At 35.0% G+C, this 12,946-nt stretch carries 12 protein-coding genes; all 12 read left to right on the top strand.

The window, feature by feature from the left end; all coding sequences use genetic code 11:
• Window positions 1-32: 32 nt before the first annotated feature.
• The 12 genes from PHQ93_RS09505 (at window position 33) to PHQ93_RS09450 (ending at window position 12,925) form a co-directional block, all read left to right on the top strand.
• Entirely contained in the window at window positions 33-1,496 is a 1,464-nt protein-coding gene (locus PHQ93_RS09505; RefSeq protein WP_299943635.1) for a peptidylprolyl isomerase, read from the top strand.
• Window position 1,497: 1 nt separating this feature from the next.
• The gene (gene ftsA / locus PHQ93_RS09500) at window positions 1,498-2,859 is read left to right on the top strand and encodes a cell division protein FtsA (protein ID WP_299943632.1); all 1,362 of its coding nucleotides are present in this window, start codon (window positions 1,498-1,500) and stop codon (window positions 2,857-2,859) included.
• Window positions 2,860-2,868: 9 nt separating this feature from the next.
• Window positions 2,869-3,987: a cell division protein FtsZ gene (ftsZ, locus tag PHQ93_RS09495; RefSeq protein WP_299943629.1), complete on the top strand. Its 1,119-nt coding sequence runs from the start codon at window positions 2,869-2,871 to the stop codon at window positions 3,985-3,987.
• A gap of 84 nt (window positions 3,988-4,071) precedes the next feature.
• Window positions 4,072-4,500 carry a hypothetical protein gene (locus PHQ93_RS09490; protein ID WP_299943626.1) on the top strand — a complete coding sequence of 143 codons (429 nt, stop codon included), beginning with the start codon at window positions 4,072-4,074 and terminating at the stop codon, window positions 4,498-4,500.
• Between the two features lie 3 nt (window positions 4,501-4,503).
• Entirely contained in the window at window positions 4,504-5,172 is a 669-nt protein-coding gene (locus tag PHQ93_RS09485; RefSeq protein ID WP_299943623.1) for a Crp/Fnr family transcriptional regulator, read from the top strand.
• A 3-nt stretch (window positions 5,173-5,175) separates the two neighbouring features.
• Window positions 5,176-6,108 carry a hypothetical protein gene (locus PHQ93_RS09480; RefSeq protein ID WP_299943620.1) on the top strand — a complete coding sequence of 311 codons (933 nt, stop codon included), beginning with the start codon at window positions 5,176-5,178 and terminating at the stop codon, window positions 6,106-6,108.
• A gap of 117 nt (window positions 6,109-6,225) precedes the next feature.
• Window positions 6,226-8,826: a Sec-dependent nitrous-oxide reductase gene (gene nosZ / locus PHQ93_RS09475; RefSeq protein WP_299943617.1), complete on the top strand. Its 2,601-nt coding sequence runs from the start codon at window positions 6,226-6,228 to the stop codon at window positions 8,824-8,826.
• A 184-nt stretch (window positions 8,827-9,010) separates the two neighbouring features.
• A complete protein-coding gene (locus PHQ93_RS09470) occupies window positions 9,011-9,793 on the top strand; it encodes a cytochrome C (protein WP_299943614.1) in 783 nt (260 codons plus the stop codon).
• A gap of 2 nt (window positions 9,794-9,795) precedes the next feature.
• On the top strand, window positions 9,796-11,013 hold the full coding sequence (locus PHQ93_RS09465) for a nitrous oxide reductase family maturation protein NosD (RefSeq protein WP_299943611.1): 1,218 nt from the start codon (window positions 9,796-9,798) through the stop codon (window positions 11,011-11,013).
• Between the two features lie 2 nt (window positions 11,014-11,015).
• Entirely contained in the window at window positions 11,016-11,756 is a 741-nt protein-coding gene (locus tag PHQ93_RS09460; RefSeq protein ID WP_299943607.1) for a 4Fe-4S dicluster domain-containing protein, read from the top strand.
• A gap of 9 nt (window positions 11,757-11,765) precedes the next feature.
• Window positions 11,766-12,410: a hypothetical protein gene (locus PHQ93_RS09455; RefSeq protein ID WP_299943604.1), complete on the top strand. Its 645-nt coding sequence runs from the start codon at window positions 11,766-11,768 to the stop codon at window positions 12,408-12,410.
• A 2-nt stretch (window positions 12,411-12,412) separates the two neighbouring features.
• Window positions 12,413-12,925, top strand: a complete 513-nt coding sequence (locus PHQ93_RS09450; protein WP_299943601.1) for a c-type cytochrome — start codon at window positions 12,413-12,415, stop codon at window positions 12,923-12,925.
• Window positions 12,926-12,946: the final 21 nt, after the last annotated feature.

The raw sequence follows: 12,946 nt of genomic DNA, 5'->3' as shown, positions 1-12,946 counted from the left end.
ACAAAAATACCATATACAAGGCTCTTAACTCAATGATTACATGGATGCAAAGACATAAAAAATATCTCATTATTACTATCTGGATTTCTACAATCGCTTTTGTTGGAGCCGGTTTTGTTGGCTGGGGTCAATATAAATACGGCGATAAAGCAGGGGCTGTCGCAAAAGTAGGTAATGTTGAGATAACAATGGGCGAGCTGCAAAAAAGCTACTCAAATCTTTATGCACAATATAATCAAATGTTTCAGGGCAATTTCGATGAAGAGAAAGCTAAAAGTTTCGGTCTTAAATCTCAAGCTCTTCAATTTTTAACTCAGCAGGCTTTAATTTTAAACTTAGCTGCATCATATGATTTACAAGTTGGCGATGATGAATTGTTGGCTAATATTAAAACAAAAGATTATTTCTTTAAAAACGGCGTTTTTAATAAAGATGTATATAAAGATGTTCTTTCCAAAAACAACTTAAGCATCAAAGAGTATGAAGCCGGCACAAGAAAAGAGCTGCTAATTCAAAAAGCCCTTGCTCTTCTTCCTATAAAAACAAAAGATAGCGAACTAAAGATTTTAGATACCGCAATGAATATTGCAGACAAAGTAAACTATAAAGTTTTAAAAACTAGCGAAATTAGCATTGATATGTCTGATGAAGCTCTAAAACCTTTTTGGGAAAAAATGCAAAACAAATTTATGACTGAAGTTAGCTATGATGTAAAATTCATTAAACAAGCAAAAATCTCTAAAGAACATGATGATGCGGCAATTAACGAATATTACAATGAAAATAAAAACAGCTTAAAAGACGCAGAGGGGAAATTGCTCTCTTTAGATGCAGCTAAAGATAAAATCAAAGAGGCTTTAAATGCCAAAGAGACTAAAAAAGAGGCTTTAAAATCATATATAGCATATAAAAAAGGCGAGCTTAAAGATGTAGAGATAAACAGCTCTACTCTCTCTGCAAGCAACAACCCTTTCGGTACCGAAGCATTTGAAATAGTATCAAAACTGACATCTGCATCACCGTTTTCAAAACCTGTTATGGTCGGAGACGATTATATTACTTTTGAGCTTGTAAAAACAAGCCCATCAACGGCAAAAAGCTATGAAGAGGCTAAAAAAGAAGTTGCTTCTATATATACGGCAGAACAAAAAAAGACAAAACTTTTAGAGTTGGCAAAAAATTCGTTTAATACATTTAGCGGAAATACAACTGATTTTATAACAGGAAACGACTCTAACAAACTAACAGATTTAAGCACCCAAGAAGCGAATGAATTTTTAAGCACACTCTTTACTACCCAAACCAAAAAAGGGTTTGTTACTTTAGAGAACGGAAATATTGTAATGTACAATATTTTGGAACAAAAAATGCTTAGTAACACTAACACTAATCAAGACAATCAAATTGTTAGATTAAAGAGTGCTATGTTTAATGAAAGTTTAGTCAAGAACTTACAAAACAAGTACAAAACCGAGATTTTTATCCAAGGACTATAAGTTGAGCAGAACTGTTTTAGCCATTGATATTGGTTCTACAAAGATATGTGCAATCATCGCTGAAATAGCCGGTGACAACTCCATAGCTATAACAGGTGCGGGAATTTCAAAAGCACAAGGGCTTAAGAGAGGAAGCATAACAAATATTGAGCTTGCTTCAAAATCTATAAAAACTGCAGTAAACGATGCAAAAAGAATAGCCGGAAGTGAAGTCAAAACTGCGATAGTCTCTATATCGGGAGCCTATACAAAGAGTATAAATGCAAGCGGTATCGTAAATATTCAAAACAAAGAAGTAACTTTTAAAGAGATAGAGAGAGTTATGCAAACATCTCTTTATAACGCAAACATTCCAAACGAGTACGAAGTTTTACATGCTCTGCCTTATAATTTTAAAGTTGACGATCAAGACCATGTAGAAGATCCGATGGGGATGAATGCCTCAAGACTTGAAGTCGATACCCATATTATTACAACTCAAAAATCAAATTTAAACAATCTTAGAAAAGCAGTTCGCGGTGCAGGCATTGAAGTTGAAAGTATTGTTCTAGCTGGTTATGCTTCTTCTATAGCGACACTCAATGATGATGAAAAAGAGCTAGGTGTCGCTCTTATAGATATGGGCGGAAACACAAGCAATATAATTATTCACTCCGGCAATTCTATTGTATACAATGACTTTTTAGGAGTCGGTTCTAATCATGTTACGAGTGACCTATCTATGGCACTTCATACACCGTTAAATATTGCCGATAGCGTAAAATTAAATTACGGCTCACTTCTAAATCCTAGCAATGACCTAATCGAACTTCCTATAATAGGCGATGAAAATACAACTCATGAAGTCTCTCTTGAAGTAGTGCATAATGTTATTTATGCAAGAGTTGAAGAGACTTTAATGATTTTGGCTCAGTTCATTGAAAACAGCGGATTAAAAGACAAAATCGGCGCCGGCATAGTTTTAACCGGCGGTTTTTCACAAATGGAAGGAATAAGAGAGTTAGCAGTTGCAACTTTTGGTTCCGTTCCGGTTCGTCTTGCTAAACCAAAAGAGATGAGCGGACTTTTTGAAAATCTTCGCTCACCTCAATACTCAAGCGCTATCGGTCTTGTTTTATATGCCGCATCTGCATACACCCCGTATGAGATAGATGCAAATAAAAGAATAAGGCACTCAAATGAAGCACCTGCAGAACAAACCAGTGTAAATCTAACAGATGATCTTGCTATTTTATCTTCTCAACTGCTTAATGCCGATGAGAAAAAAGAGAAAATGGTTTTTATCCCAACAAAAAAAGAGAAGAAGAGTGAAGAGGCCGGAGCGATTAGTAAATTTTGGAACTGGGCAAACCAGTTATTTTAAGGAGAGATTATGGAACCATTTTTAATAGAAGAAGCAAGTAAAATTAGCGGAGCTAGAATCGTAGCTGTCGGCGTCGGCGGCGGTGGCGGCAATATGATCGGGCATATGATCAGAGAAGGCGTAAGCGGTATAGAGATGATTATAATCAACACTGATGCTCAAGCTCTAAAAGATACAAAAAATGCGACTACGATTCAAATCGGTGCCAAACTTACAAAAGGACTTGGTGCAGGGATGAAACCCGAAATCGGCAGAGAGTCTGCAATAGAGAATTATGATGAGATAAAAAAAGCACTAACAGGTGCCGACATAGTATTTATCTCAGCAGGTCTTGGCGGTGGAACCGGTACCGGTGCTGCTCCTATCATAGCAAAAATTGCTAAAGAGGTAGATGCACTAACTATATCAATCGTTACAAAACCTTTTATGTTTGAAGCGCCAAAAAGATTAAAACTTGCAAATGCCGGTCTTGAAGAGCTAAAAAAAGAGAGCGATTCTATCGTTGTTATTCCAAATGACAAACTACTCTCTATAATTGACAGAAAACTTGGTCTAAAAGATAGTTTTAAAATTGTTGACAGTGTTCTAGCTCAAGCTGTTAGCGGAACTGCAGGAGTTATCTTATCAAACGGCGAAAATGATATTAATCTTGACTTTGCCGACTTAAGAACCGTAATGAGTCATAAAGGTATGGCACTTATGGGTGTAGGTGAGTATGAAGGTGAAAACGCAGCTTATGAAGCGATTAAGGCGGCAATTGAGTCTCCTCTTCTTGATAATGTATCTATAAACGGCGCGATGGGTGTTCTTGTTCACTTTCATATGCATCCTAATTTTCCTATGATAGAAACATCAGAAGCTATGATTGTAGTTCAAGAGAGTGCACATGAAGATGCCGATGTAATTTTTGGTACTTCAACTGATGAGACTCTTCCTGAAAACTATGTCAAAATAACTATCATAGCAACAGGTTTTGAAAAAAATTTTAGTTCCAGCTCAAATAACGAAAGCTTTGTGAGCGAATCTATGCTTCCTATTGCAAAAATTCGTCCAAGGCTAGTTGTCGGCGGTGATCTTGACGGAAGCCACCTAGATATTCCATCTTATATGAGACAACAACAAGACTAAATCTCTTCATTAGATACTAATTCCCTTCACTTTTGTCGGGAATTATTTTATATTTTATTTCCACTCCATTATTAAAGGCGTATAGTGAAATCTTTTTTTATTGCTCTAACCATAATGCTGCCTCTTTTAGCGTCGGCAACACAGATTCAAAATAAAGAGTTATCACCGCAGGCTATAAAAGATCAAGGCAAAGAGATTACAAAATTGGCTGCAGAAGAGATTTCAAAATCACTTCCGCAAACAGTCGACAAATATACAAAACTTATAGACGCGCAAGCCGACAACACAACTTTAGTATATATTTATGAGATTAATACGGCTCCAAAAAGCGATGAAACAGTAAAAAAAGAGGATCACAGCCGAATGAAAAAAGCGGTTACGGAAGGAACTTGTAAAACTTCAAAGCGTTTTTTGGAAGCAAATATATCCATTCGCTATATATATAAAAGTGCACTTACTAAAGCAGAGTTATTTAGATTTGACATATCTCAAGAGAGTTGTCCAAAACTATAGATAATGAGCAATTTTATCTCTACTAAAGGCGCCATAACTTCTTTAAATTTCTTCTCATCTCTAAATGAAGAGCAAATTGAGCTTTTAGCATCCATATCTACAATAAATACATATGCTAAAGGGTATGTTGTTTATTATGAAAAAAACAAAAACAACTCTCTTTTATTTCTTTTAAGCGGTTTATCAAAAGCATATAAAATCGACAAACACAATAATGAAATATTTTTACACTATATATATGCCAACTCTTTAATATCTGAAATATCAAATATAAAACAAGATACGCTTAGCTCTTTTTCAAATGTAGCACTGCTTGAAGACTCCCAAATACTCAATATTGATTATAAAAAATTTAAAGATTTTTTTATAGATAGAGGCTATTTATGTTCTGAATTTACAAATGAGATTATTTTAAGATCTCAACAACTTCAATCTCTTATAAATAGAGAGTTTATTTTTAACTCGGTTGTAAAAGTCGCTATGATGCTACATGATGATTTAGATATTTTTAATAAATTAAAACGAGCTGAAATATCACTTATACTGCACATACAACCGGAAACTTTATCAAGAGTTTTAAATAGGCTAAAAAGAGATAAAATAATTGATTCAATTAACGGAAAAGTTGTAGTTTTGGATAAAGAAGCTCTAATATCCGTTTGCGAGGAGTAGGATATGCAAAGAATTAAAATTGTCGGTGCTCTTATATTTACACTCTCTATGACCTTAGCACTGCTATTCAACCATACATCAAAAGAGAACTCGCTTCATAATGATTTTATAAATATTATGAGCCAACAAAAAGATTTTACACAAGAGATATCAAAAAATATTTTTTATATCTACAAAAACCCTAGCAGCTCTACGCAGAGCCTAGACAACTCTATAAAAAAATTTTTAAGCAATATTAAAAATGAAGAGCTAGAAAAAAGCGCGCAAATCATAAAATTATGGAATAATTTTTATCTTCATGTACAACATTTTAGAGATCAGATAAATAACAAATCACTCTATTCAAACATTATTCTTGAAAAAAGCGTAAAAGATATTTACAACACTAACTTAGAGTTGATTGTTGAGTTTGACAAAATAATCATAGCAAAACAGATTGATTTTGATAAAAAACAAAATATATACAAACTAATTCAATACATACTATTTGCAATGTTAGTGTTGCTGCTTATATATGTATTTACCCAGTTAAAAACAATAATGGCTTTTATGCAAAAATTTCTCACGGCATCAAAAGCAATTATCTCAAACTCATCCATTAAAGAGTTAAAACCTATCGAAATTAATGACGGTATAAACGATATTTCTCAAGCAAAAGATAATTTCAATACACTTGTACAAAGAATAAATGATTCTATTAAATACTCAAGCAGTTCCATAGAACACTCTTACAAGTCACTAGAAATCGTAGAACAAAATATAGAAGATCTAATAGATTTGATATATACAATGAATGAAAACTCAAGAGATAAAGAGCTAAGAAAAAAAGAGGATGCAGTAATACAATCACTTGAAGAGTTAAGCTCTATGGCAAATGGATTAAAGAGTTTAAGAGGTGATTTGGATAATCTAATCTCCTATACAACCCAACCTTAAAAATAAAAATTAATTAAACAATTTGACCTTAGTCAAATTTTGAGTCCTTGAATTAGATTAATATTATATTATCATTTGAGTATTGTGTAAAACTCAAAGGAATTTAAGGAGAATATTATGGAAAGACATTTCAGTAAGTTTTCTTCGATTATCCTAGGCACTTCACTGGTTGCAACGGCATTAGCTGCTGCAGGTGGTGAATTAGCAGAGGTAATGAAGAAAAGGGGCTTAAGCGAAGTTGATGTAGTTCGTGCTGCAAAAACTTACAACCCTTCAGGTGTTAAAGATGAGTATGTAGTATTTAGTTCAGGCGGGCAATCAGGGCAAGTAATTGTTTACGGTGTACCGTCTATGAGAATTTTAAAATACATTGGTGTATTTACTCCTGAACCTTGGCAAGGATACGGATTCGATGAAGAATCTAAAAAAGTTCTTAGACAAGGTAATATTAGAGGCAAAGAGATTAATTGGGGAGATACTCACCACCCTGCGTTATCGGAAAAAGATGGAAAATATGACGGTAAGTGGTTAGCGATTAACGATAAAGCAAACCCTCGTATAGCAATTATTGATTTAGCAGACTTTGAAACTAAACAGATTGTTGTTAATCCTGTATTCAAATCATCTCACGGTGGAGCTTTCTTTACTCAAAATAGTGATTTTATCTTAGAAGCATGTCAATACGCTGCTCCATTTGATAATAATTACCATCCGATTGAAGACTATAAAGAGGATTACCGCGGCGGTGTTACAATGTGGAGATTTGACCATAAAAAAGGTAGAATCCAAGAAAAAGAATCATTTACTATTGAAATGCCTCCATATATGCAAGATTTAAGTGACTCCGGTAAAGCCGTGTCTGACGGTTGGGGTTTTACTAACTCTGTTAATAGTGAAATGTACACAGGCGGAATCGAAGTAGGTATGCCGCCAAACGAAGCAGGTATGAGTAGAAATGATACTGACTTTTTACATGTTTATAACTGGAAAAAATTGGCAGAACTTGCAAAAGACTCTAAAAATGTAAAAATTATCAATGATCATAAAGTTATCCCTATGGAAGTAGCTGTTAAAAATGATGCATTATTCTTAATTCCTGAACCAAAATCACCGCACGGTGTGGATGTTTCTCCTGATGGTAATTACATCACTGTTTGTGGAAAATTAGATACACACGCTTCTGTTTTTAGTTTTGAAAAAATTCAAAAACTTATTAAAAACAAAGAGTATGCAGGAAAAGACCCATTCGGGATTCCTATCTTAGATATGAAAAAATCTCTACACGGTCAAGCTGAGTTGGGTCTGGGGCCATTGCATAGTCAATACTCTCCTGTTGACGGCGAGATATATACTTCACTCTATGTTGATAGTCAAGTTGTAAAATGGAACTACAAAACTCTAAAAGTTATTGATAAACAAAATGTTCACTATAACATCGGTCACTTGTGCGGCATGGAGAGTGAAACAATGGATCCTCAAGGAAGATATATTATCGCTCTAAACAAACTTGCGATTGATAGATTCCAAAATGTCGGTCCACTACATCCACAAAACCACCAGTTAATTGATATTAGCGGTAAAAAAATGGATTTACTTGTTGACATGCCTCTACCGTTAGGTGAACCTCACAACGCTGTTGCGATTAGAGCTGAAAAACTTAATGGGCATGTTAGATATGCAATGGGTACCAACTCAAGAACAGATTCTGTTCACGAAGGTAAAACACTTGCTGGTCAAGAGAGAATTGAGAGAAACGGAAACAAAGTTAAAGTATATGCAACTATGGTTCGCTCACACATCAATCCTGAAAGAATTACAGTAAACAAAGGTGACGAAGTTACAATGTACCTAACAAACCTTGAGAGAGCTCAAGATGAGGCTCACGGTTTTACGGTAGATCATTACAATGTTCACGCGTCATTAGAACCGGGTAAAACTGCAAGTATAAAATTTATAGCTGATATGGAAGGGGTTTTCCCTTACTATTGTACTGAGTTTTGTTCTGCACTACACTTAGAGATGATGGGTTACTTAATGGTTAAAGATCCTAACAAAAAATATGTTAGTGCTCAAAAAACAAAAATGCAAACAATGACTCCTGCACAACTTAAAGCTGAGTATGACAAAACTGTTGCAACAAATGCCGCTACTGATGCAGTTATCCAATCTGTTGTTAAATTCTTAAAAGACAACAAATATGAAAAACATAAAGTAGTTGCTGACCTTGTAACGGATGCATTTGACCAATACAACCAAATCCCTGCACAGAAAAAACTGGCGGATGCTGCAGTTAAAGCAGGCGATATGGAAAAAGCTATTCTTTTTGAAAACATGATTTGGCAGCTGCAAGTTAAAACTGCGGATGTTGGAATTAGAGCAAAAGATGCACTTGTAAGATTAATTGCTACAAAACAGTCTGATGCTGCGGCTGCAGGTGAAAAAGCTTTCGGTGAAGGCGGATGTGGCGGATGCCATGTTATCGGTAAAGTTTCATCAGGTCCGGACTTAACGGGTGTTCTTTCAAGACACGGTAAAGACGGCGAAAAATGGGTTAAAGATTTCGTTATGAAACCTGAAGCTATGTACAACGACCCTTATGTAAAAGGTATGATTGATTACTTTAATCTAAAAATGCCGAATCAGCATATGGAAGAAAAAGATACTAAAAACATTATTGAATACCTAAAATGGGTAGATCAAAATGCAAATCTATTCTAATAGATAGATTTAAACTATAAAAAAAGGGGGAGGAGTTTTTCCTCCCCCTTTTTTTTTGATTGATTAATTTTTTTATTATTTAAGCTTATAAAAGAAATATAGTTATATAATACATCTAAAAAAATAAAGCTTGAGGGTTATTTTTAATTTTCAATCTTTATTTTACAAAAAAGGAACATTTGCTATGAACAAAAGTTTAATAAAAGCAAGGTTTTTTGCAACTTTAGCTTTAGTTATTTTAACACTCTCTTTTACTCTTCCGATGATTGCTTTTCACGGTACGCTAAACCAAATTGATGCCGGAAAGAAAGATGAAGTCTCATCATTAAGTAAAATTATTTGGAATCTATACAACCAAGGTAGATATAAAAGTGTTACTACACCCAAAGATGCTCATAATAATTTAGAAAAAATGATAGACTCTTCATCGGAAATCGGTGTTGCTTCACTGCCGATTTGGGCAGTTTCGCTTGAAGCTCCAAACTACCCTAAAGAGGCTTTTCCGGAGGGTATCCCGGTATATTTTCATTTTGACGGTTATAGCGGGGAAGTGCATGAAATGAATACAATCAACCACTATGTCGGAATGGATCCGATGTGGATTGGCGGTATAATTGAGAGAGAAATAGGCATATATGCTCTTTTAGCTCTCTCTTTGGGAATGATCTATTTCATAGCTTATAATTCAAAATTTTTAAACTATATTGTCTTGATACCTGCATCGCTTCCACTGCTTTTTATTGCTGATTACTCTTATTGGCTCTATTGGTTTGGACACAATCTTCATGACTGGGGCGCATTTAAAATAAAACCTTTTATGCCGACGGTTTTTGGTGATGGAAAAATAGCTCAGTTCGTAACTCACTCATATCCGGCTATAGGTTTTTATCTAATTGTCGTAATTAGTTTATTGAGCCTGCTTGCTTTTTTTGCAAAGCAAAAAGCTCTTAAAGAGTCGAATTTATAGATATGTTTAGAATTTTCCTCCTCACCATAGTTTTTCTTACCGCCGAGTTAAGTGCTAGCGTACTGCAAGAGGCAATTGACAATGCTCCTAGCGGATCAATTTTAAAATTGCCTGCGGGAGTCTATAAAGGTAAAATAACTATTGACAAACCTTTAACGATTATAGGCAAAGAAAGCGGTGTTATAATTGACGGAGAGGGAGAGGGAACCGTAATAACTGTTAAAAGTTCTTTTGTAACGCTAAAAAATTTAAAAATTATAAACAGCGGTGCCAGACATGAAAAAATTGATGCTGCCATCACTATATCTGAAGCAAAGCAGTGTGAAGTTAGCGATTGCGTAATAGATGATTGCTTATTCGGCATCGATATGCAGATGGTAAGCAACTCCATAATATCAAACAATAGAATTACATCGAAGAATTTTGAGCTTGGACTAAAAGGAGACGGTTTAAGACTTTGGTATAGCAACAACAACATTGTCAAAAAAAACTCACTTATTCACTCTCGTGATATGGTTGTTTGGTATAGCCACGGAAATACCATAGAAGAGAATGTCGGCGAGTATTGCAGATATTCTCTTCACTTTATGTATGCCGGTAAAAACAATGTAATAAACAATAGATATCAATACAACTCCGTAGGGATATTTTTTATGTACTCAAAAGATACAATTGCATCAGGCAATATAATAAAAAGCTCTTTGGGCGCTACAGGTATGGGCATAGGATTAAAAGAAGTTACGAACTTTACAATAAAAGACAATACTATTCTTTACTGTGCACAGGGTCTCTATATCGACAGATCCCCGTTTGAACCGGAGACTAACAACTGGATTGAAAATAATAAAATATTATACAATGCCGAAGCACTTCATTTTCATTCACTAAGCGAAGATAATATTATAAAGAACAATAAGATAATGGGAAATATCGAAGATGTCGTAAATGACGGTAAATCAAGCAAAACTTATAACAATGATATAAGAGAAAATTATTGGGATAATTACGAAGGTTTCGATAGAGACGGCGATAATATAGGCGACACGCCGCATAAAGTTTATCGATATGCGGATCAGCTTTGGCTTTATAATCCAAACGTGAAATTTTTTTACGGATCGCCTGTTATCTCTTTGCTAAATTTTTTGGCGAAACTGGCTCCTTTTACAAAGCCGCTTTTTTTACTTGAAGATAAAAAACCAATAGTTAAGACTGAAGGATAAACATGGAAAAAGTTAAAACAGACAAACGAGAGTTTATCAAATACTCTACGCTAGGAGTACTTGGACTTGTTTTAGGCGGAGGAATGGTATTTAGCCCTTATGTACTCAAAGCCGAAAACAGATTAAGACCGCCCGGTGCAGTTGATGAGAAAAAATTTTTAGCACTATGTATAAAATGCGGTCAATGCCTTCAAGTTTGCCCTTACCACTCTATAAAACTTTCAGATTTTGGTATGGGTCACGGCGTCGGCACACCGTACATAGATGCAAATGAAAGAGGCTGTTATGCTTGCAGCGCCGTACCGTGCGTACTTGCATGTCCAAGCGGAGCATTGGATCACCACTGCGAAAAGCCGCAAGATATTAAAATGGGGATTGCCGTATTGGAATTCCCAAATACTTGTATTGCCATGACAAATACGCCTATTCCTAAGGACTACAACAAAAGAATGCATAAATTTACTAATTCCGTAGTAAATATTCATGAACTTGAAATCAAGCTTTTAGAAAAATTTGATGCATTTGAAGGCAAGCAGTGTACCTTATGCGCAGATATGTGCCCTATTCCAAATCCCTTAAGCGCTATTGCTATGGTACAAGATAGCGGCGGCGGAAATAGACCTCAAATTTATGACGGCTGTATCGGTTGCGGAGCTTGCCAAGAGGTATGCCCGACAACTACTCCATCCATCGTAGTTAAACCTAGAGTTACTTACGAGCAGTATTATGCAAACAAAAATTAAGGATAAAAGATGAAAATTAATAGTTTAAAAAGTCTGTTTTATATTTCTGGTTTACTGTTGAGTATTTTTACAGGATGTAGTGACAACAATGAAAAAAACAAGAAGACAAATGAGAGTGCTTCATTATCTTCACAAACTGCTCCTACTCAAAAGATAGAAGTTGTTCAAAATGAAAATGCAAAAGAGATTAAAGTTGCCCAAAAGGAGTATGATGAAAATCAAAGTAAATCTTACTACTACGACTACAATGCAAAAAGCGAACATGATTCACATGGGTCACATGATTTAAATGCAAAACCGACTAATAACGATGCATCTGAAAGAACAAATCCAAGAACACCTTTAGAAGCAAATCTTCATATCAGAAGTCCCTATGAGCAAGTTCAAGTCTCTATGGGAATGAAAAAATTGAGCAAAAATTTTATAGTCAAATGCTCTGCATGTCATAATGATTATGGAAATGGGATTATCGGTCCTTCACTTCTTGGAAAAGATTCCGATTACATATTTAACAAAATAGTTAAGTTTAAAGACGGAACTTCAAAAAATGTATTGATGAGCGGGCTAGTAGACAGAATGGACGAAAAAGAGATAAGAGAATTGGCTAATGAGATATTTGAGTTTAACAAAATTATAAAAGAAGCGAGGAAATAGATATGAAAAATATAGTTGTAGGATTTTTAACGATACTAATATTTGCTTTAATGGCATGGACAGCTTCAAAAGGCAGAGCTTATCATGGCGGAGAACACTCAAAAGTTACTGAGAATATCGGAAATAAAACAGTAGCCGTGCAGCAACAACAAACATCCGCAACTCCACCGCAAGAGAAAAGCGATAGAGAAAAAGAGCAAGAGCAGCTAAGTGCACTTAAAGACAAGGCAGGGAATATCGGACAAGTTAAGGTTAGTGCCGAGTATAAAGCTAGATGTTCTGCTTGCCATGGTGTAGACGGTTCGGGAATGCAAGATGGAAGAAAGCTAATGGGACCAAAACTTTACGGACAAAATGCGGATAAAATATATAAAGATTTAATTGATTTTAAAGCCGGAAGAAAAGAGAACATAATTATGAAAGGACTATTGATAAATATCAGCGAAGAAGAATTGAAAAAATATGCCGATGAAATAGGAAATTTTTCTAATAGTGCCGGAGCTGTTAACAAATAATTGAATAGTAAAAACAATGGA

Source organism: Sulfurimonas sp. (genome assembly GCF_028714975.1).
GTDB lineage: Bacteria > Campylobacterota > Campylobacteria > Campylobacterales > Sulfurimonadaceae > Sulfurimonas.
This window is presented reverse-complemented; position numbering and strand designations above follow the sequence as displayed.

Excerpts from the sequence above, each read along its gene's own strand:
- PHQ93_RS09455 (WP_299943604.1), top strand. The coding sequence starts at position 11,766 with ATGAAAATTAATAGTTTAAAAAGTCTGTTTTATATTTCTGGTTTACTG.
- PHQ93_RS09460 (WP_299943607.1), top strand. The coding sequence starts at position 11,016 with ATGGAAAAAGTTAAAACAGACAAACGAGAGTTTATCAAATACTCTACG.
- PHQ93_RS09480 (WP_299943620.1), top strand. The coding sequence starts at position 5,176 with ATGCAAAGAATTAAAATTGTCGGTGCTCTTATATTTACACTCTCTATG.
- PHQ93_RS09465 (WP_299943611.1), top strand. The coding sequence starts at position 9,796 with ATGTTTAGAATTTTCCTCCTCACCATAGTTTTTCTTACCGCCGAGTTA.
- PHQ93_RS09485 (WP_299943623.1), top strand. The coding sequence starts at position 4,504 with ATGAGCAATTTTATCTCTACTAAAGGCGCCATAACTTCTTTAAATTTC.
- nosZ (WP_299943617.1), top strand. The coding sequence starts at position 6,226 with ATGGAAAGACATTTCAGTAAGTTTTCTTCGATTATCCTAGGCACTTCA.
- PHQ93_RS09450 (WP_299943601.1), top strand. The coding sequence starts at position 12,413 with ATGAAAAATATAGTTGTAGGATTTTTAACGATACTAATATTTGCTTTA.
- PHQ93_RS09505 (WP_299943635.1), top strand. The coding sequence starts at position 33 with ATGATTACATGGATGCAAAGACATAAAAAATATCTCATTATTACTATC.
- ftsZ (WP_299943629.1), top strand. The coding sequence starts at position 2,869 with ATGGAACCATTTTTAATAGAAGAAGCAAGTAAAATTAGCGGAGCTAGA.
- PHQ93_RS09470 (WP_299943614.1), top strand. The coding sequence starts at position 9,011 with ATGAACAAAAGTTTAATAAAAGCAAGGTTTTTTGCAACTTTAGCTTTA.